Source organism: Sphingomonas sp. Leaf198 (assembly GCF_001424005.1).
GTDB lineage: Bacteria > Pseudomonadota > Alphaproteobacteria > Sphingomonadales > Sphingomonadaceae > Sphingomonas.
The window spans coordinates 120,326-146,872 of sequence record NZ_LMPX01000004.1 but is presented as its reverse complement, the minus strand read 5'-3'; the positions used below and the strand labels follow the sequence as shown (position 1 = coordinate 146,872).

The following is a 26,547-nucleotide window of genomic DNA, read 5'->3' as shown; positions in this document are numbered from 1 at the left end:
TTATGTTGTCCCGTGTCTTCATCGATCGCCCGATCTTCGCCTGGGTGCTCGCGATCATCGTGATGCTTGGCGGCATCGGCGCGATCATGAGCCTGCCGATCGCGCAGTACCCCGACGTCGCACCGCCGCAGGTGACCGTCCGCGCGACCTTCCCGGGTGCCAACGCACAGACCATCCAGAACAGCGTCACGCAGGTCGTCGAGCAATCGCTGACCGGCATCGACGGGCTGATCTACTTCAGCTCGTCCTCGTCGTCGCGCGGCTCGGTGACGATCACCGTGACGTTCGAGAAGGGCACCGATCCCGACATCGCGCAGGTCCAGGTCCAGAACCAGGTCCAGCAGACGCTCTCCCGCCTCCCCACGCAGGTGCAGCAGCAGGGCCTCGTGGTCCGCAAATCGAACCCGGACAACCTCCTGATCGTCGGCGTCTACGACGAGACCGACAAGCTGACCAACCAGGACGTCTCCGACTATCTCGTCTCCAACCTGCAGGACCCGCTCGGCCGTATTCCGGGCATCGGCGACAGCAACGTGTTCGGCGCGCAATACGCGATGCGGATCTGGCTGAACCCGAACAAGCTGGCGAGCTACCAGCTGATCCCGAGCGACGTGACCGCCGCGATCCAGGCGCAGAACACCGAAGTCGCCGCCGGCGAACTCGGCGGGCAACCTCAGCCCGACACGCAGATGCTCAACGCGACCGTCACCGCACAGTCGCGCCTCCAGACGCCCGAGCAGTTCGCCAACATCATCCTGAAGACGACCAACGACAGCGCCGTGGTCAAGCTGCGTGACGTCGCCCGGATCGAGCTGGGTGCCGAGAACTACAACGCGCGCAGCCGCGTCAACGCGCATCCCGGCGCCGGTATCGCCGTGCTGCTCGCACCAGGCGCCGACGCGCTCAAGACCGCCGAGCTGGTCAAGGCGTTCGTCGCCAAGTCCGCCAAGAGCTTCCCACCCGGCCTGAAGTTCGCCTACGCCAACGACACGACGGACTTCATCAAGCTGTCGATCGACGAGGTCGTCAAGACGCTGATCGAGGCCGTCATTCTCGTCGTCATCGTCATGTTCGTGTTCCTGCAAAGCTGGCGCGCGACGCTGATCCCGACGATCGCGGTCCCGGTCGTGCTGCTCGGCACGTTCGGCGTGTTCTATCTCGCGGGCTTCTCGATCAACACGTTGACGCTGTTCGGGCTCGTGCTCGCGATCGGCCTGCTGGTCGACGACGCGATCGTCGTGGTCGAGAACGTCGAGCGCCTGATGGAGGAAAATCCCGAGATGACGCCTCGGGAGGCGACGATCGAGTCGATGAACGAGATCACCGTCGCGCTGGTCGCGATCGCGCTGGTGCTGTCGGCGGTGTTCCTGCCGATGGCGTTCTTCGGCGGCTCGACCGGCGTGATCTACCGCCAGTTCTCGCTGACGATGGTGTCGGCGATGGTCCTGTCGGTGCTGGTCGCGCTGATCCTCTCGCCCGCTCTCACCGCGACGTTGCTCAAGCAGAAGAAGAAGGACGCGGACGGCAATACCGAGAAGAGCTGGGGCGAACGTGAATTCCCCAAGGTCGCGCACTTTTTCACGCGCGCGGGCGACAAGTTCAACAGCGGGTTCGAGAAGGGCACGCAGAAATACACCAATGCCGTGCAGTCGGTGATCGACCGCAAGTGGTTGTTCCTGCTCATTTACGCGGTGATCGTCGCGGTGCTCGCGGTGCTGTTCCTGCGACTGCCGACAGGCTTCCTGCCGACCGAGGACCAGGGCTCGGGCATCGTCCAGTTCCAGCTTCCCGCGGGCGCCACGCAAGGCCGCACCTTCGCGTTGCAGAAGCAGATCGAGCAATATTACTACACCAACGAGAAGGCCAACGTCGCCACGATGTTCACCGTCAGCGGCGGCGGCGGTGGCGGCGCGAGCGGCCAGAACACCGGCCAGGGCTTCATCGCGTTCGCACCGTGGGACGACCGCAAGGGCAAGGAAAACACCGCCGACGCGATCACCGGTCGCGCGTCGAAGGCCTTTGCCGGCTTCCGTGACGCGCAGGTCTATTCGCTCGTGCCCCCGGCGGTGCGCGGCCTCGGTTCGTCGAACGGCTTCACGATGGAGTTGCAGAACAGCGGCAGCCTCAGCCAGACCGAATTCAACGCCGCGCGCGACAAGCTGCTCGCGCTTGCCCGAGCGGATTCGTCGCTCACCGCGATCCGCCTCACCGAACTGCCCGATGTCGCCACGCTCCACGTCGATACCAATCAGCAGAAGCTATCGACGCTCGGCCTGACTCAGGCGAACGTGAACTCGACGCTGTCGACCGCCTGGGGTGGCCAGTACGTCAACGACTTCATCGACCGCGGCCGCGTGAAGCGCGTCTATGTCCAGGGCGACGCCCAGTTCCGCGCGCAGCCCTCCGACCTGAGCCAATGGTTCGTGCGCGGTTCGAACGGCCAGATGGCGCCGTTCTCGTCGTTCGCGAAGACGAGTTGGGGCCAGGCACCGACGACGATGTCGCGCTTCAACGGCATCGCTTCGTACGAGATCCAGGGCTCGGGCGCGCCCGGCGTCAGCTCCGGCGACGCGATGGAGAAGATCGCGCAGCTCGCCGGCCAGATTCCGGGGACCTCGATCGCCTGGTCCGGCCTGTCGTATCAGGAACGCCTGTCCTCGGGCCAGGCGCCGTTCCTCTATGGCCTGTCGCTACTGGTCGTGTTCCTGTGCCTCGCCGCGCTGTACGAAAGCTGGTCGATCCCGATCGCGGTGCTGCTCGTGATCCCGCTCGGCCTCGTCGGCGCGATCCTCGCGGTGACGCTGAGGGGCCTCATCAACGACGTCTATCTCCAGATCGGTCTGCTGACGACGATGGGTCTGGCCGCGAAGAACGCGATCCTGATGATCGAGTTCGCCGAGCAGGAGGAAAAGAAGGGCAAGCGCGTCATCGAGGCGGCACTGTCCGCGGCGAAGATCCGGTTGCGCCCGATCCTGATGACGTCGTTCGCGTTCATCCTCGGTGTGTTGCCCTTGGCGCTGTCGACCGGTGCGGGCGCGAACAGCCGCATCGCGATCGGGACGGCCGTGGTCGGCGGCATGCTGACCGCGACGATCCTGGCCATTTTCTACATCCCGCTGTTCTTCGTCCTCGTCCGCCGCGGCGCGCGCGACGGCATCGCCAAGCTGCGTGGCAAGCCGACCGGCTTCCAGGGCCATGACGGCCACGGATCCGATGGCGATCACAACGAACCATTGGGCCCGCCCGAACCACAGGGCCCTAACCGGCCGGAGCCCGCATGATGCGCTCGCTAATCCTGATCCTCGCCGCCTCGACCGCGCTCGCCGGCTGCTCGCTCGCGCCCAAATACGCGCGGACCGAACTCCCCGTGCCGCCGTCGCTCCCGGTCGGCGACGCGTATCTGCGCCAGTCCGAGGCGACGCTGCCCGCGATCACCTACCGCGACGTCTTCAAGGATCCGCGGCTCCAGCAGATCATCGTCCAGGCGCTCGCCAACAACCGCGATCTCCGCGTCGCCGCCGCCAACATCGCGTCGACCCGCGCGCAGTACCGCATCCAGCGCGCCGACCTGTTGCCGCAGGTCGATGCAAGCGGCCGCTACAGTTATTCGGGCGGCGGCAGAGGTACGCGCAACACCGTTACGAGCGGCACGGGTGGTGGCACAGGCACTGGAACTGGAACTGGAACTGGAACGGTAACCGGCAATACGGGAACCGGTACTGGTGCGGGCGGTACAGGCACCGGCACCGGCACCGGCACCGGATCGGTCGTCAGCTCGTCGAGCTCGAACAGCGCCTTCTCGGTCGACCTCGGCACGACCGCGTTCGAGCTCGACCTGTTCGGCCGCATCCGCTCGCTCACCAGCGCCGCGCTCGATCGCTATTTCGCGACCGAAGCCGCCGCGCGCGCCACGCGCCTGACGCTGGTCGGCGACATCGCCGACGCGTGGCTAACCTACGCGTCGGACCAGAGCCTGCTCAAGATCGCGCAGGATACGGTGGCGAGTTCGCAGCGCAGCGTCACGCTGACCAACGCGCGGCTGCGCGGCGGTGTCGCGCCGCGCACCGATCTCCGCCAGGCGCAACAGATCCTGTTCACCGCGCAATCCGACCTCGCCCAACAGCGCACCGCGCTCGCGCAGGACGTCAACGCGTTGCAACTGCTCGTCGGCGCACCGGTCGACGCCACGCTGTTGCCCGCCTCGATCGAACAGGCGCTACCGACCGTCGCCACGCTGCCGGCCGGGCTCGACAGCAGCATTCTCCTGCGCCGTCCCGACGTCGTCGAGTCCGAGTACGAACTCCGCGCCACCAACGCCGAGATCGGCGCAGCGCGCGCGGAACTGTTCCCGAAGATCTCACTGACCGGCATCCTCGGGTTCGCCAGCACGTCGCTGACCTCGCTGTTCAGCGGCGGCGCGTTCAATTATTCGGTGGCGCCCTCGGTCAGCTATCCGATCTTCCGCGCCGGTGCCGGGATCGCCGGTGTCGCCTATTCGAAGGCGCAACGCGACGCCGCGCTCGCGACCTACGAGAAGACGATCCAGACCGCGTTCCAGGAGACCGCCGACGCACTGGCCAGGCAGGGCACGATCGCCGACCAGCTGAAGGCGAACCAGAATTTCTCCGAAGCGGCCCTAGACACCTACCGACTGTCGGATGCGCGCTATCGCGGCGGGATCGACACCTTCCTCAACTCGCTCGACGCGCAACGCTCGCTCTACACCGCGCAGCGAAACCTCGTCGCGACGCAGCTCGTCGGTGCGAGCAACCGCGTGACGCTCTACCGGGTGCTTGGCGGGGACTCGACGCTGGAAACCACCGCCGGCGGACCGCAACCGGTAACGATGAGCGGCGCACCGCGCGCGGAGACGAATTGACGCAAGGGTATCGCGTAGAGGTACCGGCGCCCGTCGGGCCTCGTTGCCGTCGGCCAACTGCCACCTCCCCGGTGGAGGCCGGGGCCCAGTTGGAAAGGTCGCAGTAACGACGGACCGCGCTTCGTTAGCAACGTCCCCCAACAGGGCCCCGGCCTTCGCCGGGGTGGCGTAATGGTCCTGATAATCGTGGCAACCGCCTCCTTGTTCTCCCGCGAAGGCGGGAGCCCAGTCTGGGTCCCCGCCTTCGCGGGGAAACAAGCGTTAGGTTGCATTTAGCGCTTCGGCGTCCGGCGAAACCCATAACCCCGCCCGCCGCGAAGCCTCAGCCTGCACCTCCAGCCACTGCTCTCGCTCCTCAATAGCATCGGCCAGCGCCCGGTGATCCGGCACCCGCCCGTTCCGCCGCTGCGACACCACGCCGACCACCTCGCGCGTCAGAGCCTCGCGCACCGCCGCCGGCTCGACACCCGAAAGACACGCCCGCGCCGCCTCCAGTTGCGCCTCGTCGCTATCGCGCAACCGCAGCACACGCCGGGGCTGGCCGCCGGCACGCAACAGCGTGCTCAGCCACTTCCCATCCCAGGACGGCGCGCTCGCCAGCAGATCGTGGCCGACCAGCACCTCGACCATCCGCGCCGCCACGATGCCATGATCCTCGCCCTCCTCCTCCAAAACCCGTCGCTCGATCCCGTGAATAGCCTGCGCCGCCGGGTCCCAGTCGGTCCATTCCGGCGCAGGCTTGATCAGGTGGCTCTCCGACGACCCGTCCTCGAACACCCACGCCACCTCGATCGGATAGCTCTTCTTCCCCAGCGACGACGCTTCGAAATCGAGGAAGACGAGCATCGCGCTCAGCCGGTCGGGCTGGCGGCGTTGACGAGCTCGGGCTCCTTAATCGGCGACAAGGTCTGCTCCTGATCCGCCGAAATCCGGCGCGAGCGCACGAACGGCGGCAACGTCACCGGCCCGCGCGTCTTCAACGCCTCCAGCACGCCCTCGATCACGCGAAGATCGGCAAGCCCCTCCTCCGCATCGGGCTCGGGATCGCGATCTTCGAGGATGCAATCGGAGAAGTAGCGCATCTCGCCGCCGAACTGGTCGGTCGGCTTGAAGCTCTCATGGCTCTTCTTCTCGCCGATCGTCACGCGCTGTTCCATCGCGTCGCCAAAGCCGTACGCAGGGTCCATGTGGATGCTGCCCTTGGTGCCCGAGATCGTCAGGCTGTCTACGTTGTTGGCCGCGTAGGAGACGGTGAACTGCGCGAGGCGGTCGCCCGGAAAGCGCAACGTCACCGCGAACGTGTCGTCTAGATCGCCCAGCCCCAGGTCGGGATGCCGCGTCGCGACCGCCGAGACCACTTCGGTCGGCTCGGCGCCGAACAGATAGCGCGTCGCATTGATCGGGTACGGCGCCATGTCGAACAGCGGCCCGGCGATGACGCCGTTCTTCACGCGGTGGTTGGCCGGATCGACCTTCTGTGTGAAGCACGAAGTGAATGCGATCAGCTCGCCCAGTTCACCGGCCCGGACGCGGCGGATCGCATCGAGCGTCGACGGCTCGAAATGCAGCCGGTACGCGGTCATCAGCTTGGCCGACGATGCACGCTCGGCGTCACGAATCGCCTCGGCCTTCTCGACCGAAATCTCCAACGGCTTTTCCGAGAGCACGTGGATTCCCGCCTTCAGCGCAGGGATCGCGAACTCGGCATGCCGCCAGTTCGGCGTCCCGAGATAGACCGCATCGATCAGCCCCGAGGCAAGCAGCTCGTCGAACTGGTCGTAGCGATAGGTCGCATCGATGCCGTACATCTTGGCCAGCTCCCGCGCCTTCTCCGGATCGTCGGTGACGAGCGCGGTGATCTCCGAATTGCCGGTATGCGCGACGCCGGGCATCATCGACGCCTGCGAGATATCGCCGAGCCCGACGATCGCATAACGGACCTTCTTCTTGCCGAGACCGAGTGCGGACGCGATCGTCGAAACCGTAGTCATGGGGATACCTCGTGATGCTGGGAGTCCCCCGCTCAACGCGGCAGCCGCGATAGCTATCCCATGGCCCTCACATCGGCATACAGTTGGCGGCGGTCCGGCGCCGATCGCGAATGGTTCGTTAACCTAGATCGCAGACCATCTCGGCAAGGTATCCACGCCATACCGGGGCTATGTATGCTCCCCTCCCCGTTGCCGATCGCCGCGCTCGAGATCGAGCACCTGCGACCGCGCTGTTCGGTCTGGCGGAGGAGACGCGCGAACAGATCGCCGCATTGCAGGATCGCAAGATCGATCAGGTCGCCGCAGTGTGGCCGTATACGCTGGCGACGCAGGTGGTCGCGGGCGCGATCCTGATCGCCACCTGCGTCTGCGCACCCGCCGGCGCCGGGTTGGCCGCGTTCGCTTCCCTCGTCGGGATCCACGTGGCGGTCGTCGCTACGGTGTCGGTCGCGCTATTGTGCGTGCTGCGCGTTCCGGCGCTGCGGCGATGGCGCCCGTTCCGGCGCAACCGGATGATCACGCTCGGCGTCGTCGCGATGTCGGCGCTGCTGGCGTCGCTGCTCTGGACCACCATGCGGATGCCGTCAGGCCCGCTTCAGATCGCCTGTTTCACCGCGGTCGCCGGGACGATCCTCGTCTCCGCGGTGAGCATTCACGCGGTTCGCGCGGCGACCCTCGGCTTCGGTGTCGGCGCGGTCCTCGCGGTGGCGGCGCTGACCGGGCCGGGCGTTGCGCTCGTCATGGCGCTGCTGGGCCTCGTCGGTCTCACGATCGTCACCCGCAAGCTTGCACAGGTCGACCATGATCGCGAACTCGATCGCGCCGAACAGGCCAGCGCCGGCGATCTCGCGGTCCGGATGATCGCCGAGTTCGAGGGCGAAGGCACCGGCTGGTTCTGGGAAGCCGACCGCCAGGGCAAGATCACCTATCTGTCGGCCAAGGTCGTCGACGATCTGGGTCTTGCCGGCGGCGCGATCGGCCAGCCGCTCACCGGGTTGTTCAAGATGGACAGCGATGCCCCCGGCACCGAACGCACGCTGGCGTTCCACATCGCATCGCGAACCTCGTTCTCCGACTATTCGGTGCGTTCGGCGACCTCGGACGGCGAGCAATGGTGGTCGATTTCGGGACGCCCGGTGGTCGACGAACTCGGCCGCTTCCAGGGGTTCATCGGCTCGGGCAGCGACCTCACCGAAAAGCGCAGGTCCGAAGCCGAGATCACGCGGCTCGCGCTGTTCGACGGCTTGACCGGGCTCGCCAATCGCCAGCGGATGCGGCTGTCGCTCGACAAGACGCTGGCGCAGCTGGCCGGGCCGTACCGCGCCACGTCGCTGCTGCTGATCGATCTCGATCGGTTCAAGGCTGTCAACGACACGCTGGGTCATCAGGCCGGCGACGCGCTGCTCAAGCTGGTCGCGCAACGGCTCCAGCGCGGGGTCGGCGATGCCGGTCTGGTCGGGCGTCTGGGCGGCGACGAGTTCGAGGTCGTGCTGCCCAGCATGGACAATCGCGACACGTTGGCGGCATTGGCGCGCGACCTGATCGCGTCCTTGTCGCAGCCCTATTCGGTTGCCGGCACCGCCGTCACGATCGGATGCTCGATCGGCATCGCGATCGCACCCGGCGATGGCAACGATACCGAAACGCTCGTCCGCAATGCCGATCTGGCATTGTATGCCGCCAAGGCCGACGGCCGCGGCGTCCATCGCTTCTTTTCGGACGACATGCTCGCGGGCGCCAAGACGCGCAAACTGCTCGAAGACGATCTGCGCACCGCCGTCGCGACCGGCGCGTTCCACCTCTGTTACCAGCCCGTCGTCAACACGAAGACGACCCGGGTGGTCGGTTACGAGGCGCTCATCCGCTGGAACCATCCGACCCGCGGCCTGGTCTCCCCCGCCGATTTCATACCGGTCGCCGAGGAGTGCGGGCTGATCGAGGCGATCGGCGAATGGGTGCTGCGCACCGCCTGTATCGAGGCCGCACGCTGGCCCGACGCCATACGCGTCGCGGTCAACGTGTCGCCGATCCAGTTCGCCAACCCGATCCTGCCCGCGCTCGTCACCAGTGCGCTCGCCCGGTCGGGGATATCCGCCAACCGCCTCGAACTCGAGATCACCGAGGGCGTCTTCCTCGACGAGACCAGTTCATCCGAACAGATGTTCAAGTCGCTGAAGGGGATCGGCGTCCGGCTTGCGCTCGACGATTTCGGCACCGGCTATTCGTCGCTCGGCTACCTGCGCAACGCGCCCTTCGACAAGATCAAGATCGACCAGTCGTTCGTGAAGGGCGCCGCCGAACCCGGCAATCGCAACGCCGCGATCATCAAGGCGATCGTCACGCTCGCCGACACGCTCGGCATGGAGACGACGGCGGAAGGCGTCGAGATCCAGGACGAGATCGATCTGATCCGAGACCTCGGGTGCAGCCATATCCAGGGCTATGTCTATGGCCGCCCGGTCAGCGCCGAGGACGCGTTGCTCCAGTTGGCCGCGGAAAACGGAATCGCCACCCCGAGCGGCTTCAAGGTCAGTCGCGCGCCGCGGACCAAGATGCTGCGCTCGGCCGGCATCCTGATCGACGGCGTCCGCGGCGACGTCCGCATCCGCGATATCTCGACCTCTGGCGCGATGATCGACGGCATCGCGGTCGATGGCGATCCCGACGGTCTCGAGATGCTGATCGAACTGGTCGAGGATCAGATGGTGCCCGCCCGGATCCGCTGGGCGCATAACGGCAAGGCCGGGATCGAGTTTCACGAAGCATTCAATCTCGCGAAGCTGAACCAGACGCAGGGCTTCCGTCTGCGCCGGACAGGGTAAGCCGGCCGCGCAACCCGAAGGCGGAACTGCGGGTGCCCCATATGCCTTGAAGGAAACGGCGCCGGTCGCCGTCGGATATGTAACCCATCGTCATCCCCGCGGAGGCGGGAACCCATATTCTGTAGCGCCAGCATTTTAACCGCGAGGCATGCCCGTATGGGTTCCCGCCTGCACGGGAATGACGGATACAGGGTCGAACGGTACAGGTGCCGAAGGAGATTGCCCATGCCGATCAAAGCCTTGGCCTTCGACGTGTTCGGCACGGTGGTCGACTGGCGTTCGGGGATCGCGCGCGATGCAGGCCCAGTTCTGGCAGCTCTCGGCCGATCCGATATCGACCCGCATCGCTTCGCGGACGGCTGGCGGCATCGCTATCAGCCAGCGCTCGAACAGGTCCGCAGCGGGCGGCGACCGTTCGTCATCCTCGACACGCTCCACCGAGAGGCGCTCGAGGATCTGCTGAGTGAGTACGCGATCGATCCGACAACGATCGACGAGGCGACACTGGTGCATCTGACCAAGGCCTGGCACCGGCTCGATCCGTGGCCTGACTCGGTCGAGGGCCTGACCCGCCTCAAGACGCGGTTTCCGATCGTCACGCTCAGCAACGGCAACATCGCGCTGATGGTCGAGATGGCGCGGCGTGCGGCGCTCCCCTGGGATGCGATCCTCGGCGCCGAGGTCAGCCGCGTCTACAAGCCGCTACCCGAAGCCTACCTGGCCACCGCGCGCTTGCTCGGCCTCGATCCCGGTGAACTCTGCCTCGTCGCCGCGCATCACAGCGACCTCGCCGCAGCGCGCGCCTGCGGGTTGGTGACCGCGTATATCGATCGGCCGATGGAATATGGCGGCCGCCCCGCACCCGACGCGGATCAGGCACAGGACTGGGATCATGCCGCCACCAGCATTACAGCGCTCGCCGACCGCCTCGTCGGAGCCTAGAGCCTCAGACAGCGCGCGCAGATCCCGCGAGCAACATTTGCCATCTTTCCGCTCTAAATAAATTTTCGTTCCCGCTTCGCCCCCTTGCGCTTCGCGAACCCCGCAGAAGTCCACGCGTCGCGAATATCCCGCTCGCCCAACCCGCACCCGAACACGACGAACCGAGCCCCCGACCATCCCCGCACCCCCTTGCGTCTCTTCGCGCTTTGGCACAATCTCTTGGGGTTGCGTTCGGGGGCGGACCCAATCGCTGGTAGAACAACCCTCGCATAGTCATATGCGATATGACCGTAAGCGCGCCTTCCACCGCCGCGATGGTCACTTTTTGTTCTCCCGTTAGGGGCCGTCCGATGGTAGCATGGTGACATGACGCCGATTCGAACGAATACAGAACACTAGGAGCGGTTTCGATGGATTTCAGAGACAGCAGCCGGGATAGCGACATGACCACGAACACGATCGAACAGACCATCGCAACGCCTGAAGCCGAGGCTCCGAAGGCCCCGCGCCAGGCGCAGGACAGCCACTCCGTGCGCGCGCAGATCTACCCGGTCGAGGTCGATCACAGCCGCGACGCGCTGCTGACCGAATTCGGCAAGGACACGCTCAAGGATCGCTACCTGCTCCCGGGCGAAAGCTATCAGGACCTGTTCGTCCGCGTTGCGTCGGCCTACGCCGATGACGCCGGTCACGCACAGCGTCTCTACGACGCGATCTCGAAGCTCTGGTTCATGCCCGCCACCCCCGTTCTGTCGAACGGCGGCACCGGCCGCGGCCTGCCGATCTCGTGCTACCTCAACTCGGTCCCCGACAGCCTCGGCGGCATCGTCGACACCTGGAACGAGAATGTCTGGCTCGCCTCGCGCGGCGGCGGCATCGGCACCTATTGGGGCAACGTCCGCGGCATCGGCGAGCCGGTCGGCCTCAACGGCAAGACCAGCGGCATCATCCCGTTCGTCCGCGTCATGGATTCGCTGACGCTCGCCATCTCGCAGGGCTCGCTCCGCCGTGGCTCGGCCGCGGTCTATCTCGACGTCTCGCACCCCGAGATCGAGGAATTCCTCGAGATCCGCAAACCCTCGGGCGATTTCAACCGCAAGGCACTGAACCTCCACCACGGCGTGCTGATCACCGACGACTTCATGGAAGCCGTCCGCAACGGCGAGGAATGGCATCTCCGCTCGCCGAAGGACCAGGCGATCCGCGCCACCGTCGACGCGCGCTCGCTGTTCCAGAAGCTCGTCGAGACGCGCCTCCAGACCGGCGAGCCGTACATCGTCTTCGCCGATCACGTGAACAAGGCGATGCCGAAGCATCACCGCGAACTCGGCCTCAAGGTCTCGACCTCGAACCTGTGCTCCGAGATCACGCTGCCGACCGGCAAGGATCACCTCGGCAACGAGCGGACCGCGGTCTGCTGCCTGTCGTCGCTGAACCTCGAGACGTGGGATCAGTGGAAGGACGAGAAGGGCCTGATCGAGGACGTCATGCGCTTCCTCGACAACGTGCTGCAGGATTACATCGATCGCCACGAACCCGGCATGGAGCGTGCCGCCTACAGCGCGGGCCGCGAACGCTCGGTCGGGCTCGGCGTGATGGGCTTCCACTCGTTCCTCCAGGCGCGCGGCATCCCGTTCGAGGGCGCGATGGCGAAGTCGTGGAACCTGCGCATGTTCAAGCACATCAGCAGCCAGGCGAACGAAGCCTCGATGCAGCTCGCGATCGAGCGCGGCCCCTGCCCCGATGCCGCCGATGTCGGCGCGATGGAGCGGTTCAGCTGCAAGATGGCGATCGCGCCCACGGCGTCGATCTCGATCATCTGCGGCGGCACGTCGGCGTGCATCGAGCCGATCCCGGCGAACATCTACACGCACAAGACGCTGTCGGGCAGCTTCTCGATCAAGAACCCGTATCTCGAGAAGATGCTAAGCGAGAAGTCGAAGAACTCGGACGCCGTGTGGAACTCGATCCTCGAGCAGGGCGGTTCGGTCCAGCATCTCGACTTCCTCTCGGTCGAGGAAAAGGACTGCTACAAGACGAGCTTCGAGATCGATCAGCGCTGGCTGCTCGAACTCGCCGCGGATCGTACGCCGTACATCGACCAGGCGCAGTCGCTGAACCTGTTCATCCCGGCGGACGTCGAGAAGTGGGATCTGCTCATGCTTCACTTCCGCGCGTGGGAGCTCGGCATCAAGTCGCTCTACTACCTGCGTTCGAAGTCGGTCCAGCGCGCGGGCTTCGCCGGCGGCGTCGAGGCGGACAACACGATCGACCTGCGCCAGATCGACGTCGAGTCGAAGGATTACGATGAGTGCCTTGCCTGCCAGTAAGGCCTCTCGGCGTTCAAGCGTGACCCCGGCCCGTGAAATACGGACCGGGGGACGCCTGACGCAAAAACCCCGGCCCGCGCGAAGCGGACCGGGGTTCGGGCAGACTCGGCGGCGCGTTCTGCACGCGCCGCTAAGAGTTCAGGCCTCTTCTTCGAACGTCACCGCCACGTCGGCGTTGGCGGAAAGCCGGACCTTGCCGTCCTCGATATCCGCAACCAGCCCGAGCGAGATGAAGTGATGATGCCCTTCATGGCTGCCCGTGCCCTCGACGACCTGCGCGCCCGAGTCCTTCTTGGTCAGCTTGATGCGGTTGCCTTCGACCTTGTCGACGGTGCCGACATGGACGCCGTCCGCACCGATGACTTCGGCATGTTCCTGGATCTTGGTTGCATCGACCATGGTCGTTCTCCTGTTTGGGGTTCGGGTGCTGAACGCGCGCCGGGCGAGTTGGTCGCATGACGTATGGTTCAGCTATCATGTTCGTGGTCGCGGGCGTGCTCGGAATCGTCGGCGTCGCGCTGCTGCTTCGTTTGCGCAGCCCGACCATCTCCGAACCGCAGACCTACGCGTTCCGCATGATCGGCATCATGCTCACCTCGGGCGCGATCGTCCTAGCGATGTCCGCCGCCGCGATGTGGCAATGGAGCACCGAGACATGAAACGCGCGACCTGATCCCACCAGTTTCCCGATATAAAACCAATTCCCCGAAAGGCCTACCATGTCCCTCCTTCACGCCTCCAAGCAGTACAAGCCGTTCGAATACCCCTGGGCGTTCGAGTTCTGGAAGCGCCAGCAGCAGCTCCACTGGCTCCCCGAGGAAGTGCCGCTCGGCGAGGATTGCCGCGACTGGGCGCAGAAGCTCAGCGATCACGAGCGCAACCTGCTCACGCAGATCTTCCGCTTCTTCACGCAGGCCGATGTCGAGGTGCAGGATTGCTACCACGAAAAGTACGGCCGCGTGTTCAAGCCGACCGAGATCAAGATGATGCTGACCTCGTTCAGCAACATGGAGACGGTCCACATCGCCGCCTACAGCCATCTGCTCGACACCATCGGCATGCCCGAGAGCGAGTACGGCGCCTTCCTCGAATATGCCGAGATGAAGGAAAAGCATGACTACATGCAGAAGTTCACCGTCGACAACGACGAGGACATCGCCCGCACGCTCGCCATGTTCGGCGGCTTCACCGAGGGCGTGCAGCTGTTCGCCTCGTTCGCGATGCTGATGAACTTCCCGCGCTTCAACAAGATGAAGGGCATGGGCCAGATCGTCACCTGGTCGATCCGCGACGAGAGCCTGCACTGCGAGGGCATCATCAAGATGTTCCACACCTTCTGTCAGGAGCGCCAGTGCCTGACCAAGGCGGTCAAGGACGACATCGCCGACGTCTGCCAGACGACGATCCGCCTCGAGGACAATTTCATCGACCTCGCCTTCGAGATGGGCCCGGTCAACGGCATGACTCCCAAGGAGATCAAGAAGTACATCCGCTTCATCGCCGACTGGCGCATGACTCAGCTCGGCCTGAAGCCGATCTACATGATCGACGAGCACCCGCTGCCCTGGCTCGCCCCGATGCTCAACGGCGTCGAGCACGCCAACTTCTTCGAACAGCGCGCGACCGAATATTCGAAGGCCGCGACCAAGGGCCAGTGGAACGACGTCTGGGACTCGTTCGACAAGCGCCAGACCGCGAAGAAGGGGCCGATTGCTAATGTGGACTTGAGTGAGGTTCGGGATATGTTCAGCGATACGCAGGTCGCGGCTGAATAACTCAAGGAATAACTTAATGGTTGCTCGGCCACGGATTTCGCCTCATCCAAACGACGGTTGCGATGAGGACAAATGCTACGAAGTCATGATGGCCGAGCGAACTATTTTGATAACCGCGCGACGGGATTCCGAAGACAACCTTATAAAAACTATAATTCAGCTTTCATCTGCGCTAATCGTTTTAATGGCCGGATTTATTACGCAATCTAAAGTCGATATAATTGGACTGCCTAAAACGCTATTTTCTTTTTCAATAATTTCTCTTACGCTCGCGATACTTTGCGGCCTTGCGGAACAGTTCTTTTCGTCGAAGGCCTATCAAGAACAGCAAAGAACGCTTGAGGATTTTTATGGGAAATATATAAGCGAATTCGCGGACGCGCCCTCAAATAAAAACGTAAGGCGATCGCAAGTTGCGGCTTTCGCCTTATTTGTCGCCTCCCTGCTTTCGTTGAGCACATTTGCAATTTTTGAAGCAGGAGCGAAAAGAAATGCCGAACAACATCCCGCCACCGCCACCGCCGCCACCGCCGCCGCCACCACCGCCACCGCCGCCGCCACCGCCGCCGCCACCGCCGCCACCGCCGCCGCCGCCGCCACCGCCACCGCCGCCGCCGCCACCGCCGCCGCCGCCGCCGCCGCCGCCGCCGCCGCTTCAGACCAACCTCTCCATGGACAAAGCTCTGGGCTCCGTCACAAGATCGGCAGCCCCGACAATGCCACCGCCACCTCCCAAAAAGGGCGGATAGAAAGCCACTGATTAATTGGAGGATTGGACGTTCAGCGGATAGTCCAGCCGCGGTCGTTTACTCATTGCAGATCAACCTCCCGCCAGCGTCTCGCTGACGGGAGGTGACAAATCCCGGCAAAGCGCGATATTCAGCATGCCCGCGAAATCGCCAAGGCTTGGGAGTCTAACTGATGGCCCTTGAAACAATCGGCTGGAACGCCACCGACCATCTCGACAGCGATGCCGCAATCCTCGCCTATCTCGAAGCGGTCTTCGAAGACGGCGACCCCGCACTGATCGCCGCCGCGCTGGCCGACATATCCAACGTCCGCGGCATCGCCGAACAGCCCACACCCCAACCCGACATTGCGCTCGACTCGGTCATTCGAACGCTCAAGGCGCTCGGTCTCGAACTCACCGCGAAGGCAGCATGAGCTTCATGCCAAAGGCTGCGCAGACCTTTTGCCGCTAGAGATGATCGCCGGTGCAGACCTCGATGATTAAACTCGTTCGCCTCGCCGCGGTCGGTGACGACGCCCTGCAGCTCGTATTCTCGGATGGCGCTGCGGCGCTCTGGTCGGCCGCCGATCTCATCGCACGCGACACGGTCATGACGCGCCCTCTTTCCGACCCAGACTACTTCGCCCGCGCCATCATCGAAGGCGGCGCGCTCGCTTGGCCCAACGGGTTCGAATTGTCGGCCGACAGCCTCCATCGCCGACTGAGTCTGACGGACGAACAGGCCCTCTCCGCCACCTGACCCCGAAAGACCCCGTCCTTCAATCGGCAGGATACCGTCGACGCGTATGCAGCACAGTCACCACGTCGACCTCCCCATCGGCGGTCAGTGCATACACGATCAGATACGGCAATCCGACGACCGAAAACTCTCGCGTTCCGCTGACCTGCCCCGCACGACCCAAAAGCGGAAATTGCCCGAACATCATCGCCGTCTGGACGATGCGCACAACCACTCGTTCCGCGGCTCTGGAGTCATCTTCGGCGATCCAATCGCGGATAGCGCGAAGGTCATCGCGCGCTTGCGGCGTGAAGTTAACGATCAATCGTCAGGTCGCGTAGCACCTGTTCGACGGGGATCATCGACGACCGGTCCTGCGCCTGCCTCAGGCCACGCTCGATCTTCGCGCGCTTCCAGCTTTCATAGCCATGGTCGACCGTACCGTGATCGGCTTCCAGCTTTTCGAATTCATCGACGTGCGTGGCCATAGGAAGATCATAGCGCAATATCGGCTTTTCGGTAAGCCTAACTCCATCCACACCAAGGCGAGCGCTTGCCGCCACCATAACGGCGCGCGAGTCCATGGCGGACCAATACCGCGCCCAGCGACACCCCATCCCGCTCCACCAGACGCAGCTTCCGCCCGTAGCGGTCGACGTCGCGCTTGATCGGGGCCAGTGTGAAGGGGCCGGCGTTGAGCAGCGCCTGCATCTTCACCGTCGCCGCCTGCCCCAGCCGCGCTTCGCGGGCGCAGCGCGGCGGGTGGGTCTCCGGCGTGTCGATGTCGGCGATGCGGATCTTGGTGCCCGCCATCCAGAACGTGTCGCCGTCGACCATGCAGTCGATCCGCTTGGCGTGCCCGCAGATCGTGAAGCGCGCGGAGACCGCCTTGCCGCCCGACAGCGCGGACGCCGCCGCCGCAACGGTCGACGCCGCGCTGGCGACGCCCGCCGCGGTGGCGAGCGCTCCGGTAGCGGTGGTGGCGGCCCCGGCATTGGTCGCGGCGCCGGCAGCGGCCGCCGCAGCGGACGACGCCTCCGCCTTGGCCGCATCCGCAGCCTTGCTCCAGCCACCCGGCACACGCAGATGTCCGGCGGGCCAGGCGATGCCGAACCCGGTCGGCCATTCGATCTTCAATCCGGGCGGCACCAGCGCCGACCAGTCGATCTGGCGGATCACCGGCATCATAAGCCCGAGCAGCACGCCGTAGAACACCAGGCGAAGCTGCAGCAGCACCCCCGGCGCGGCACTGCGGCCCGAGCCGCCGCGGCGCGTGGCACCGCCACGATCGCCACTGAGCAACCGCATGAAATCAAACACATACTCCATCGTCCGTCGCGCGTACGCGCGCGCGCGAGGATGTCACCCTCACCCCCCGTCGCATTGCGCCGAGCGGAGTCGGAAACGAGGCGAACGCATCGTGAACATCGCGCGCTGCCCGTCACCGACGGCAAACCGCTCCCGCCACACCTTCCGAGATCGCTCCTCATGGCTTTTCGCGAGCATCCCGTCCGGCCCCTTGCCATGCTCGCCGAAAGCGCCCGTCAAGGCGGGAAGCCGCCGGGCACCAACGCGGGGGGAGGCATATCGCGAAACCGCCTCCACGCTTCACGGGGGGCACGATACGAGAAAATCAGGGAAGTGCGGTCGCGATTAGGAAATGACGTCTTGCGCCCCCCGTGAATCCGCTTGGCAAGGATCCGCGTCCAGTGTGCGAACGGTGCCGGCGACGACAGCGCGCGGGCCAGTCACGCTCTCCGGCTGGCCCCGATCTACACTAGCAACGACGCCGAAAGGTTGCGGGACGATCTGCGAGAGGTAGCTCGACATGGCGAGCGCATCGTGGCGGCCACGAAAGCGATCGACACACCGAGAGGCATCGGCGCCCCCTGTGCGTGACGAGGTTTTGCTGTCCTACACCGCGCGACCGTGCGCAAATCGGCGCATGGCCCCGCACCCTCCCCAACCGGATCGACCCCTAACCGATCCACACCGTGTGCAGGACATGCACGGTATCGCGCCAGCGTCTGCACTTCGTGCACTTCCAGCGCCCAACCCGTTGAAAACGCCAGATACACGAAGGGCGGGGAGTGTTGCCACTCCCCGCCCCCGTTACGCGTTCAACTCATGCCCGGTGACGGGCGCAAGGCTCAGAAGTGCGTGATGATACCGAGCATCGGACGGAAGCTCTGCGCCGTGCCGAAGGTGTTGACCTCGGCGCGGATGCGGAAGCCGGCGTTGCCGGTGATGCCCTTGAGGCCGATGCTCTGCGGACCGACTCATATCTGTTCTGGCGCACCAACGCGCGGCTTCGNCCGAGCATCGGACGGAAGCTCTGCGCCGTGCCGAAGGTGTTGACCTCGGCGCGGATGCGGAAGCCGGCGTTGCCGGTGATGCCCTTGAGGCCGATGCTCTGCGGACCGACTTCTGCGCCGATGCCGTAGGTCACCGCGTTGTAGTCACGGTTGGTGCGGCCGCCATTGGTCGAGAACTGCGCGAAGTGGTCGAAATTGACCCACTGGTAGCCGACCTTRCCGTAGAAGATGCCGCTGTCGCCGGCRCGGAAGCCGAAGCGGCCTGCTGCGCCRTATTCCCAATCGATGTTGCCATCGACGCCCTTGATGACGTTGCCTTCGACGCCGACGAAGACCGGGCCGAGCGGCACGTTGACGCCGACGACGCCCTGCACCAGCGCGCCGGCGCGGAAGCCGAAGCGGCCTGCTGCGCCATATTCCCAATCGATGTTGCCATCGACGCCCTTGATGACGTTGCCTTCGACGCCGACGAAGACCGGGCCGAGCGGCACGTTGACGCCGACGACGCCCTGCACCAGCGCGCCGTCYGCGCGGTAGTTGTTACGGACCGAGCCATCCGAGTTCAGCGCGCGCGGGATGCCGTGGTTGCCGACGTTGTCGAACTGCTCCCAACCGCCCATGATGCCGACATAAGGCTCGATCCCGAACGCCTTCGAGCCGTCGGGTGCAGCCGCTTCGCCGGGGGCTGCGCTGTTGTCGGTCGGGGCGGGGGCGGCCATGTCCTGCGCGACGGCAGGGGCTGCGAATGCGGTGGCCGCGAGGACGAGGGCCAGGGAAAGCGTACGCATGGAGAAACAGACCTTCTATCGTTGATTACGTGGCCCCCGGCCGCACGATGCGACGGCTTGGTCCAGGCAAGTCGAAACCGGTGGGCGTCCGCTTTGTTGCACCAAAAAGACCGCAGACCTCGGAACCTCCGGAAGGTGTTGCAATGCAGCAACGCTTCCTGTCGCCGAGATGAACAAATACCGGCAATCTCAAGGCAATAGTGGCGAAAATGCAGCCGCGCCAAGCGTGTCTTCGCTATTAACCGCGTGCGTCGACGTCGTGGTAATCACGACTGGATAGGCGAGGCCATGGGCTTCGCGCGTCTCTTCCGCAGTCGATGGGCGGCCCTCTTCTGGTCGGCCGGGATCTTATGGACGGCGTACGACGTCGCCGGCGCCGCCCCATCGGCGGTCACCGAAACCCCGCCGCCGAATTCGGCCGCGGCCCGCGCCGGCAACGCCAGGCCAGACGCTCAAGACGCGACCGGCTCGGCGTTCGATATGCACGATCTGCAAATTCTCGCCAACGCGGACTGACGGTACCGGACGATCCAGCGCCGCCATCCCGCGCTTTGGTCAGGGCTTCAATGCGACATCGTCGGCGTCCTTCAGGTCCTCGTCGTCGTCGATGCTGCCATCGTCGAGTTCGTCCTGGACGTCGTCCTCGTCCATGTCGTCTTCGTCCATCGTGACCGAGGCATCGCTCTCACCGACCTCTTCCGCGTCCATCTTGGTCTCGTCGATCGACTCGTCGTCGATATCGTCCTCGCCCAGATCCGGATCGAGATCGGTCAGGATGATGCCGTCGGTCGGGCCGCTCCGCGTCGCTTCGAGGATCTCGGCACGCTGGCTCTCGTCATAGCCCTCTTCGTCATAGCCGTCGTCGCCCGAACCGGCACTCGGCACCTGATGTCCGCCCATCGTCACACTCCCTCGTCAACGACGCCCGCATAATGCGGGCCTACCGGATGCGAACGGTGGACGTGCGCGGTGGTTCCTTCAAGCGCGGACGGCCGCCGTCGACGCCGGCCGGAACAGGCGACCTCGTTCCGTGATTAGGATGGCGACGAGCGCGGCGAGACCCGCGAGCAGGAAGCCCGCGACCAGCGGCACCGTCGTACCATTGAACGCCTGCCCGATCAGCGCACCGAACACCGCGCCGACCGTGACGCTCAGGAACCCCTGCACGCTCGACGCGGTGCCCGCGATCCGCCCCATATTCTCCATCGCCATCGCCGAGAAGTTCGACGTCGCCAGCCCGAAACAGCCGAGCGTGAGCGCCTGGAAGACCGCGAAGCTGACCAGCGTCTCGAACCCGATCTCGATCGCAAACAGGTGGACGAGCGACACGAGGATCAGCACCGACAGCGCGCCGTGGCTGATCAACCGGGTCCCCAGCCGCATCACGATCCGCGAGTTGAGCAGGTTGCACGCCGCCATCGTCACCGACGTCGTCGCAAAGATCAGCGCGAGCAAAGTCGGCTTGTGGAACACATCCGCCATGATCTGCTGGATCGAATTGAGATAGCCGTACAGCGCCCCCATCAGCGCGGTCGACGCGAGCGTATAGCCCAGCGAATTGCGATCGCTCAGCGTCTGCCGCCAATCGCTGACGATGCGCCCCGGCGTGATCGGCAGGACGTTCTCCGGCGCGAGCGTCTCGGGCATCCGCAGGTAGAACCAGACCAGCACGCCCAGCGTCAGCACCGCAACTGTCCAGAAGATCGCGCGCCAGTCACCGAACTGCAGCACCGTCCAACCGAACGTCGGCGCGAGGATGGGGACGATCATGAACACCATGAACGCAATCGACATCACCCGCGCCATCGCCCGCCCGTGATAGCAGTCACGCACCAGCGCGATCGTCGCGACCCGCGCCGCGGCGATCACCGCGCCACCGAACGCGCGCGCGGCCAGCAACAGCGTAAAGCTTCCCGCAGTCGCGCAGGCGACATTGGCAATGATGTACAGCACCAGCGACCACAGCAGCACCGTCCGCCGCCCGAACCGATCCGCGAGCGGCCCGTGGACGAGCTGCGCCACGCCGAACCCGATCACGAACGCGGTCACGACGAACTGCCGGCCGTTCTCGGTCGCGACACCGAGCGAGTCGCCGATCGCCGGCAACGCTGGCAGCATCGAGTCGATACCGAGCGCGGTCAGCGACATCAGCGAGGCGACGAGCGCGACGAACTCGACGAAACCGATCGGCGCGCCGCGCATCGCTGGCGCGTCGGATTGGGGATCCTGGGTCTGCATGATGCGAGCGCCTTTACCCGCTCGGCCGGTCTTGCGGAACCCGCTAACCGGCTCAGTTCGGAGATGATTGCGCGACAGGTCGACGCCCCCTATCTGTATTGTCAGAACAACACACTTCGGAGACAGTCATGATCCGTACGCTCTTTTTCGCCACCGTCGGCCTTACCAGCGTGTTCGCCTTGTCCGCCTGCGATCGCTCGAACGAGGGCGCATCGGTCTCGATCAACGCCGATGGCGGGAACGTCCTCGGCGCGATCAACGGCGAGACCGGCGAGATGAAGATCGACGTGCCCGGCTTCCAGGGCTCGGTGAAGCTGCCGAAGATCAAGATCGACACGAGCAATTTCGATCTCAACGGCGTGCGCCTGTATCCGGGGTCGTCGATCAAGACGCTCAACATCGTCGGCGACGACAAGGCGGGCGGGTTGCGCGTCGCCTTCGCCAGCCCGGCAACACCCACTATCGTCCGCGACTGGTTCGCACAGCGGCTCGGCAAGGTCGGCTACCAGGTCCATCCCGAGGGCGCGAACCTGATCGGCACCACCGACGAGAACAAACCCTTCCGCCTCGAACTCGCCCCCGACGGCAAGGACAAGGCGACCGGCACGATCGTCATCAGCGGCTAGTCTACGATCGTCCCCCGCCAAGGGGAGGATTGAAATCTCGCCCCACCCTAACCCAGGCATTTGGCACGCCACCCCCGATCGCCTATATCGGGCATCCCCCAAACCGGACACGCACCCCATGCTCGATACGCCCGCCGCTCAGGTCCCGACGCTTAGCCTCGCCACGCAGGACACCGACCCCGATGGCTTTGCCGCCGCGTTCGGCGAATCGTTCGAGCGGTACGGCTTCGCGATCGTCGCCGACCACGGCATCCCCGCCGACCTGATCGAGCGCGCCTGGGCCGAGACCAAGCTCCTGTTCGACCTCCCCGAAGACGAGAAGCGTGGCTATCACATCCCCGGCGGCGGCGGCGCGCGCGGCTACACGCCGTTCAAGACCGAGATCGCCAAGGACGCCAAGGTCGTCGACCTCAAGGAATTCTGGCACGTCGGTCGCGAACTCCCCGAGGGACATCGCTACGCGGACACGATGGCGCCGAACGTCTGGCCGACGCGCCCCGAGGGCTTCAAGCCGGTCTTCCTGGAACTGTTCGCCGCATTCGACCGCGCCGGCGACAAGCTCCTCTCGGCGATCGCACGCCACCTGAAGCTCAAGCCGGACTGGTTCGACCCGGCGGTGAAGGACGGCAACAGCATACTTCGTCTGCTCCACTACCCGCCCATCCCCGCCGATGCGGAAGGCGTCCGCGCCGGTGCGCATGAGGACATCAACCTCATTACGCTGCTGCTCGGTGCCGAGGAAGCCGGGCTCGAGCTGCTCGATCGCGCCAACGGCCGCTGGCTGTCGATCAAGCCGCCCGAAGGCGCGATGGTCGTCAACGTCGGCGACATGCTCCAGCGGCTGACCAACAACGTGCTGCCCTCCACCACGCACCGCGTCGTCAACCCGCCCCCCGAACGCCGCGGCCACTCGCGTTATTCGATGCCGTTCTTCCTCCACCCCGCGCCGGACTTCCTGATCGAGACGCTGCCGGGCACGATCACGCCGGACAATGCGAACCGCTATCCCAACCCGATCACCGCGCATGATTATCTGTACGAGCGGCTGGTCGAGATCGGGCTGATCAAGAAGTAGGCCGGCCCTATTAATCCTCCCCCGCCAGGGGGAGGTGGCTGGCCCTTGCCAGACGGCGGGGGAGGAAAGGAGGAACCGACGTTCCGTATCCTCCCCCTCCGTCACCTACGGTGCCACCTCCCCCTGGCGGGGGAGGATTGAGAAGACGGGCACGCCTCAAACCTCCGCTACCACCGCCCCCACCCCGGCGAAGGCCGGGGCCCAATTGGGGGACGGTGATAACGAAGCGCAGCGCGCCGTTACGACCACCTTTCCAGTTGGGCCCCGGCCTCCGCCGGAGTGGAGCCTGTTCTGATCGGTTAAAGCGGAGCAAAACACCCCACCGCTTTTCTCCCCACCTGATACCCAACAACCACGCTTCGCCCATTGGAGCCCGCCCCCGCATCCGCTAGACCGCGCGCGATGCCCCATCTCTATCTCGTCGACGGCTCCGGCTATATCTTCCGCGCCTATCACCGGCTGCCGCCGCTCACCAACAAGCATGGCGAGCCGGTCGGCGCGGTCTATGGCTATACGACGATGCTGTGGAAGCTCGCCGACGAGGTCCACGCAGCTGACGGCCCGACCCACATGGCGGTCATCCTCGACAAGTCGTCGAAGACCTTCCGCAACGATCTCTACGACAAGTACAAGGCGCAGCGTCCGCCCCCGCCCGAGGATCTCGTCCCCCAGTTCCCGATGATCCGCGACGCCACGCGTGCCTTCTCGCTGCCGTGCATCGAGACCGAGGGGCTCGAAGCCGACGACATCATCGCCTGCTACTCGAAAGCCGCGCTAGCCCAAGGCTGGGAAGTCACGATCGTGTCGTCCGACAAGGACCTGATGCAGCTGATCGAGCCCGGTCTCGACATGTACGACACGATGAACAACCGCCGGCTCGGCGCGGAGCATGTCGCGGAGAAATTCCACGGCGTCTCGCCCGCGCAGCTTGGCGACGTGCTCGCGCTGATGGGCGATAGCGTCGACAACGTCCCCGGCGTCCCCGGCGTCGGCCCGAAGACTGCGGCAAAACTGATCCTCGAACACGGCGATCTCGAATCCGTGCTCGCCGCCGCCGACGGCATGAAGAAGGGCAAGCTCCGCGACAATCTGATCGAGCATGCCGAAATGGCGCGGCTGTCGAAGGTGCTCGTCACGCTCAAATGCGACGTTGCGCTGCCCGAGCCGCTCGAAGATCTCGAACTTAAGGGCATCCCGGATGCGCCGTTGCGGGCATTCCTGGAGCACCACGGCTTCAAGTCGCTGATCGCCAAGCTCTCTGCGGTCGCCGAAGCGCCTGTTGCCGAACCGGCAAGCACAGCCGAGTTCGACGAGGACGAGCCCTGCAAGCACGACGACTACGAAACCGTCGTCGACGAAGCCGCACTCGATCGCTGGATCACCGTCGCCCGCCATCAAGGCTGGATCGCCATCGACACCGAGACCACCGGCATCGACGCGACGCGCGCCGATCTCGTCGGGGTGAGCATGGCGCTGCATCCGAACCTCGCCTGCTACGTACCTATCGCGCATGGCGGGACGGATTTGCTCGCAGAAAACCCGGTCCAGCTCGATCGCGCGCTCGTGCTAGAGAAGCTGAAGCCACTGCTGGAAGACCCGAGCGTCCTGAAGATCGGCCACAACCTTAAATACGACATGATCGTCCTCGGCCGCGCCTATGCGTCGACCGGCGGCGTGCGAATCGCGCCGTTCGACGACACGATCGTGATGAGCTTCGATCTCGACGCCGGGCTGCACGGCCACGGCATGGACGAACTCGCCGCCACGCACCTCTCGCACAGCTGCATCGCGTTCAAGGACGTCGTCGGCACCGGCAAGACGCAGCGGACCTTCAACGAAATCGACCTCAAGGCCGCCACGCGCTATGCGGCCGAGGACGCCGACGTGACGCTCCGCCTCTGGCGCCGGTTCAAGCGCCGCCTGCCCGCGGAAGGCTCGACGCGCGTCTACGAGATGGTCGATCGTCCGCTCGTCCCCGTCATCGCGCAGATGGAGATGCACGGGATCAAGGTCGATGCCGCCAAACTGTCTAAGCTCTCGACCGAGTTCGCCGGTCAGATGGCGAGCCTGGAGACCGAGATCCACGCGCTCGCCGGCGCGCCCTTCACGATCGGCAGCCCCAAGCAACTGGGCGACGTGCTGTTCGAGAAGATGGGCATCAAGGGCGGCCGCAAAGGCAAGTCCGGCGTCTATTCGACCGACGTCAACGAACTCGAGCGGATCGCGGCGGACAAGGATTCGCCCGGCGCAGTGATCGCGCGGAAGGTGCTCGACTGGCGCCAGTTGTCGAAGCTGAAATCGACCTACACCGACGCGTTGCAGGCGCAGATCAACCCGGCGACGGGCCGCGTCCACACGTCCTACTCGCTGACCGGCGCGCAGACGGGGCGGCTGTCGTCGACCGATCCCAATCTCCAGAACATCCCGATCCGCACCGAGATCGGCCGCCAGATCCGCGACGCGTTCGTGGCCGAGCCCGGCAACGTAATCCTCGCCGCGGATTACTCGCAGATCGAACTGCGGCTGGCCGCGCACATGGCGAACGTCCCCGCGCTGAAGGCCGCGTTCGCGAACGGCGACGACATCCACAGCCTCACCGCGCAGGAACTGTTCGGCGAGGTCAACCGCGACACCCGCGGCCGTGCGAAGACGATCAACTTCGCGATCCTCTACGGCATCTCACGCTGGGGCCTCGCAGGGCGTCTGGACGTGTCGGCGGACGAAGCACAGGCGATGATCGACCGCTATTTCGACCGCTTCCCCGGTATCTCGAACTACATCGTCGAGACCACGGAAAGCGTTCGCGCGAGCGGCTTCACCACCACGCTGTTCGGGCGCAAAACGCACTTCCCTCGCATCCGTTCGAAGATCCAGCACGAGCGGCAGGGCGCCGAGCGCGCGGCGATCAACGCGCCGATCCAGGGGACGAGCGCCGACATCATCAAGCGCGCGATGGTGCGGATGGGACCGGCGCTGCTCGAAGCGGGGCTGCCGAACGTCCGCATGCTCCTCCAGGTCCACGACGAACTCGTGTTCGAATTACCGGAAGGTGACGTGGGGGCAGCCAAGCCTGTGATCGAACGCGTGATGGCCAACGCCGCGCAACCCGCGGTGACGCTAGACGTGCCGCTCGGCATCGAAATCGGTACCGGGCTCAGCTGGGGCGCAGCGCATTGAGCCAGCCCCCCCCGTCATGCCGGACTTGTTCCGGCATCCACCGTGCCGCGTACTCGCCGGCCTATGAGTGCGCGGAACCGTGGACCCCGGAACTGGTCCGGGGTGACGGAGGCTATTGGC

Annotated in this window: 23 protein-coding genes; 14 read left to right on the top strand and 9 right to left on the bottom strand. The window is 65.1% G+C overall.

Translation table 11 applies throughout. The features are described 5' to 3' along the window. Positions 1–2: 2 nt before the first annotated feature. Together ASG20_RS16060 and ASG20_RS16055 are read left to right on the top strand one after the other, a co-directional pair. Complete coding sequence (locus ASG20_RS16060; protein WP_056055147.1) at positions 3–3,281, top strand: efflux RND transporter permease subunit; 3,279 nt, start codon at positions 3–5, stop codon at positions 3,279–3,281. Further along, positions 3,278–4,879 (top strand): efflux transporter outer membrane subunit, encoded by a 1,602-nt coding sequence (locus tag ASG20_RS16055; protein ID WP_056055144.1) that lies wholly within the window; start codon positions 3,278–3,280, stop codon positions 4,877–4,879. The genes ASG20_RS16060 and ASG20_RS16055 overlap by 4 nt, the downstream gene beginning before the upstream one ends. Positions 4,880–5,140: 261 nt before the next feature. Here ASG20_RS16055 and ASG20_RS16050 read toward each other — a convergent pair whose 3' ends face one another. Beyond that, positions 5,141–5,725, bottom strand: a complete 585-nt coding sequence (locus tag ASG20_RS16050) for a 3'-5' exonuclease (RefSeq protein ID WP_056055141.1) — start codon at positions 5,723–5,725, stop codon at positions 5,141–5,143. A 5-nt stretch (positions 5,726–5,730) separates the two neighbouring features. Next, positions 5,731–6,870: a Gfo/Idh/MocA family protein gene (locus ASG20_RS16045; protein WP_056055137.1), complete on the bottom strand. Its 1,140-nt coding sequence runs from the start codon at positions 6,868–6,870 to the stop codon at positions 5,731–5,733. A gap of 170 nt (positions 6,871–7,040) precedes the next feature. Here ASG20_RS16045 and ASG20_RS16040 point away from each other — a divergent pair, with 170 nt between their 5' ends. From ASG20_RS16040 to ASG20_RS16030, 3 genes are all read left to right on the top strand, one after another. Further along, positions 7,041–9,692, top strand: a complete 2,652-nt coding sequence (locus ASG20_RS16040) for an EAL domain-containing protein (protein WP_056055133.1) — start codon at positions 7,041–7,043, stop codon at positions 9,690–9,692. Between the two features lie 225 nt (positions 9,693–9,917). After that, positions 9,918–10,634, top strand: a complete 717-nt coding sequence (locus ASG20_RS16035) for a haloacid dehalogenase type II (protein ID WP_056055130.1) — start codon at positions 9,918–9,920, stop codon at positions 10,632–10,634. 410 nt (positions 10,635–11,044) lie between these two features. Continuing rightward, complete coding sequence (locus ASG20_RS16030; RefSeq protein WP_056055128.1) at positions 11,045–12,964, top strand: ribonucleoside-diphosphate reductase subunit alpha; 1,920 nt, start codon at positions 11,045–11,047, stop codon at positions 12,962–12,964. A gap of 138 nt (positions 12,965–13,102) precedes the next feature. On the opposite strand, the gene ASG20_RS16025 is transcribed toward ASG20_RS16030, so the two are convergent. Further along, entirely contained in the window at positions 13,103–13,363 is a 261-nt protein-coding gene (locus tag ASG20_RS16025; RefSeq protein WP_056055125.1) for a DUF2171 domain-containing protein, read from the bottom strand. A gap of 56 nt (positions 13,364–13,419) precedes the next feature. On the opposite strand from ASG20_RS16025, the gene ASG20_RS16020 reads away from it, so the two are divergent. The 5 genes from ASG20_RS16020 to ASG20_RS16000 all read left to right on the top strand — a co-directional run bounded on the left by ASG20_RS16020 (position 13,420) and on the right by ASG20_RS16000 (position 16,229). Beyond that, positions 13,420–13,623, top strand: coding sequence for a hypothetical protein (locus ASG20_RS16020; protein WP_056055122.1), 204 nt, complete (start codon positions 13,420–13,422; stop codon positions 13,621–13,623). Between the two features lie 60 nt (positions 13,624–13,683). Beyond that, the gene (locus ASG20_RS16015; protein ID WP_056055117.1) at positions 13,684–14,739 is read left to right on the top strand and encodes a ribonucleotide-diphosphate reductase subunit beta; all 1,056 of its coding nucleotides are present in this window, start codon (positions 13,684–13,686) and stop codon (positions 14,737–14,739) included. 88 nt (positions 14,740–14,827) lie between these two features. After that, positions 14,828–15,499 carry a hypothetical protein gene (locus ASG20_RS19805; RefSeq protein ID WP_156364392.1) on the top strand — a complete coding sequence of 224 codons (672 nt, stop codon included), beginning with the start codon at positions 14,828–14,830 and terminating at the stop codon, positions 15,497–15,499. A 161-nt stretch (positions 15,500–15,660) separates the two neighbouring features. After that, positions 15,661–15,903, top strand: coding sequence for a hypothetical protein (locus ASG20_RS16005; protein ID WP_056055113.1), 243 nt, complete (start codon positions 15,661–15,663; stop codon positions 15,901–15,903). Between the two features lie 50 nt (positions 15,904–15,953). After that, on the top strand, positions 15,954–16,229 hold the full coding sequence (locus tag ASG20_RS16000; RefSeq protein ID WP_056055109.1) for a DUF2442 domain-containing protein: 276 nt from the start codon (positions 15,954–15,956) through the stop codon (positions 16,227–16,229). A 19-nt stretch (positions 16,230–16,248) separates the two neighbouring features. Here the strand turns inward: ASG20_RS16000 and ASG20_RS15995 are convergent, their stop codons facing one another. The 4 genes from ASG20_RS15995 to ASG20_RS19965 all read right to left on the bottom strand — a co-directional run. Then, complete coding sequence (locus ASG20_RS15995) at positions 16,249–16,533, bottom strand: type II toxin-antitoxin system RelE/ParE family toxin (RefSeq protein WP_056055106.1); 285 nt, start codon at positions 16,531–16,533, stop codon at positions 16,249–16,251. Then, a complete protein-coding gene (locus tag ASG20_RS19545; protein ID WP_156364390.1) occupies positions 16,523–16,696 on the bottom strand; it encodes a hypothetical protein in 174 nt (57 codons plus the stop codon). The genes ASG20_RS15995 and ASG20_RS19545 overlap by 11 nt, the downstream gene beginning before the upstream one ends. A 37-nt stretch (positions 16,697–16,733) precedes the next feature. Further along, positions 16,734–17,528 carry a thermonuclease family protein gene (locus tag ASG20_RS19970; RefSeq protein WP_236698789.1) on the bottom strand — a complete coding sequence of 265 codons (795 nt, stop codon included), beginning with the start codon at positions 17,526–17,528 and terminating at the stop codon, positions 16,734–16,736. 995 nt (positions 17,529–18,523) lie between these two features. Continuing rightward, a partial coding sequence (locus tag ASG20_RS19965) for a hypothetical protein (RefSeq protein WP_443025961.1) occupies positions 18,524–19,242 on the bottom strand: 719 nt, incomplete at its 3' end. Between the two features lie 357 nt (positions 19,243–19,599). On the opposite strand from ASG20_RS19965, the gene ASG20_RS15980 reads away from it, so the two are divergent. Beyond that, entirely contained in the window at positions 19,600–19,827 is a 228-nt protein-coding gene (locus tag ASG20_RS15980) for a hypothetical protein (protein WP_056055103.1), read from the top strand. Between the two features lie 39 nt (positions 19,828–19,866). Here the strand turns inward: ASG20_RS15980 and ASG20_RS15975 are convergent, their stop codons facing one another. Together ASG20_RS15975 and ASG20_RS15970 are read right to left on the bottom strand one after the other, a co-directional pair. Beyond that, positions 19,867–20,211 carry a hypothetical protein gene (locus ASG20_RS15975; protein ID WP_056055100.1) on the bottom strand — a complete coding sequence of 115 codons (345 nt, stop codon included), beginning with the start codon at positions 20,209–20,211 and terminating at the stop codon, positions 19,867–19,869. A gap of 78 nt (positions 20,212–20,289) precedes the next feature. Beyond that, positions 20,290–21,549, bottom strand: a complete 1,260-nt coding sequence (locus ASG20_RS15970) for a multidrug effflux MFS transporter (RefSeq protein ID WP_056055097.1) — start codon at positions 21,547–21,549, stop codon at positions 20,290–20,292. Between the two features lie 128 nt (positions 21,550–21,677). Between ASG20_RS15970 and ASG20_RS15965 the strand changes: the two genes are divergently transcribed. The 3 genes from ASG20_RS15965 to polA all read left to right on the top strand — a co-directional run bounded on the left by ASG20_RS15965 (position 21,678) and on the right by polA (position 26,427). Continuing rightward, positions 21,678–22,175 (top strand): hypothetical protein, encoded by a 498-nt coding sequence (locus tag ASG20_RS15965; RefSeq protein WP_056055092.1) that lies wholly within the window; start codon positions 21,678–21,680, stop codon positions 22,173–22,175. A 118-nt stretch (positions 22,176–22,293) separates the two neighbouring features. Next, positions 22,294–23,250, top strand: coding sequence for an isopenicillin N synthase family dioxygenase (locus ASG20_RS15960; RefSeq protein WP_056055084.1), 957 nt, complete (start codon positions 22,294–22,296; stop codon positions 23,248–23,250). A gap of 402 nt (positions 23,251–23,652) precedes the next feature. After that, complete coding sequence (gene polA, locus ASG20_RS15955) at positions 23,653–26,427, top strand: DNA polymerase I (RefSeq protein WP_056055080.1); 2,775 nt, start codon at positions 23,653–23,655, stop codon at positions 26,425–26,427. Positions 26,428–26,547 lie beyond the last annotated feature (120 nt).

Excerpts from the sequence above, each read along its gene's own strand:
- ASG20_RS16060 (WP_056055147.1), top strand. The coding sequence starts at position 3 with ATGTTGTCCCGTGTCTTCATCGATCGCCCGATCTTCGCCTGGGTGCTC.
- ASG20_RS16055 (WP_056055144.1), top strand. The coding sequence starts at position 3,278 with ATGATGCGCTCGCTAATCCTGATCCTCGCCGCCTCGACCGCGCTCGCC.
- ASG20_RS16050 (WP_056055141.1), bottom strand. The coding sequence starts at position 5,725 with ATGCTCGTCTTCCTCGATTTCGAAGCGTCGTCGCTGGGGAAGAAGAGC.
- ASG20_RS16045 (WP_056055137.1), bottom strand. The coding sequence starts at position 6,870 with ATGACTACGGTTTCGACGATCGCGTCCGCACTCGGTCTCGGCAAGAAG.
- ASG20_RS16040 (WP_056055133.1), top strand. The coding sequence starts at position 7,041 with ATGTATGCTCCCCTCCCCGTTGCCGATCGCCGCGCTCGAGATCGAGCA.
- ASG20_RS16035 (WP_056055130.1), top strand. The coding sequence starts at position 9,918 with ATGCCGATCAAAGCCTTGGCCTTCGACGTGTTCGGCACGGTGGTCGAC.
- ASG20_RS16030 (WP_056055128.1), top strand. The coding sequence starts at position 11,045 with ATGGATTTCAGAGACAGCAGCCGGGATAGCGACATGACCACGAACACG.
- ASG20_RS16025 (WP_056055125.1), bottom strand. The coding sequence starts at position 13,363 with ATGGTCGATGCAACCAAGATCCAGGAACATGCCGAAGTCATCGGTGCG.
- ASG20_RS16020 (WP_056055122.1), top strand. The coding sequence starts at position 13,420 with ATGACGTATGGTTCAGCTATCATGTTCGTGGTCGCGGGCGTGCTCGGA.
- ASG20_RS16015 (WP_056055117.1), top strand. The coding sequence starts at position 13,684 with ATGTCCCTCCTTCACGCCTCCAAGCAGTACAAGCCGTTCGAATACCCC.
- ASG20_RS19805 (WP_156364392.1), top strand. The coding sequence starts at position 14,828 with ATGGCCGAGCGAACTATTTTGATAACCGCGCGACGGGATTCCGAAGAC.
- ASG20_RS16005 (WP_056055113.1), top strand. The coding sequence starts at position 15,661 with ATGGCCCTTGAAACAATCGGCTGGAACGCCACCGACCATCTCGACAGC.
- ASG20_RS19545 (WP_156364390.1), bottom strand. The coding sequence starts at position 16,696 with ATGGCCACGCACGTCGATGAATTCGAAAAGCTGGAAGCCGATCACGGT.
- ASG20_RS15980 (WP_056055103.1), top strand. The coding sequence starts at position 19,600 with ATGGGCTTCGCGCGTCTCTTCCGCAGTCGATGGGCGGCCCTCTTCTGG.
- ASG20_RS15975 (WP_056055100.1), bottom strand. The coding sequence starts at position 20,211 with ATGGGCGGACATCAGGTGCCGAGTGCCGGTTCGGGCGACGACGGCTAT.
- ASG20_RS15970 (WP_056055097.1), bottom strand. The coding sequence starts at position 21,549 with ATGCAGACCCAGGATCCCCAATCCGACGCGCCAGCGATGCGCGGCGCG.
- ASG20_RS15965 (WP_056055092.1), top strand. The coding sequence starts at position 21,678 with ATGATCCGTACGCTCTTTTTCGCCACCGTCGGCCTTACCAGCGTGTTC.
- ASG20_RS15960 (WP_056055084.1), top strand. The coding sequence starts at position 22,294 with ATGCTCGATACGCCCGCCGCTCAGGTCCCGACGCTTAGCCTCGCCACG.
- polA (WP_056055080.1), top strand. The coding sequence starts at position 23,653 with ATGCCCCATCTCTATCTCGTCGACGGCTCCGGCTATATCTTCCGCGCC.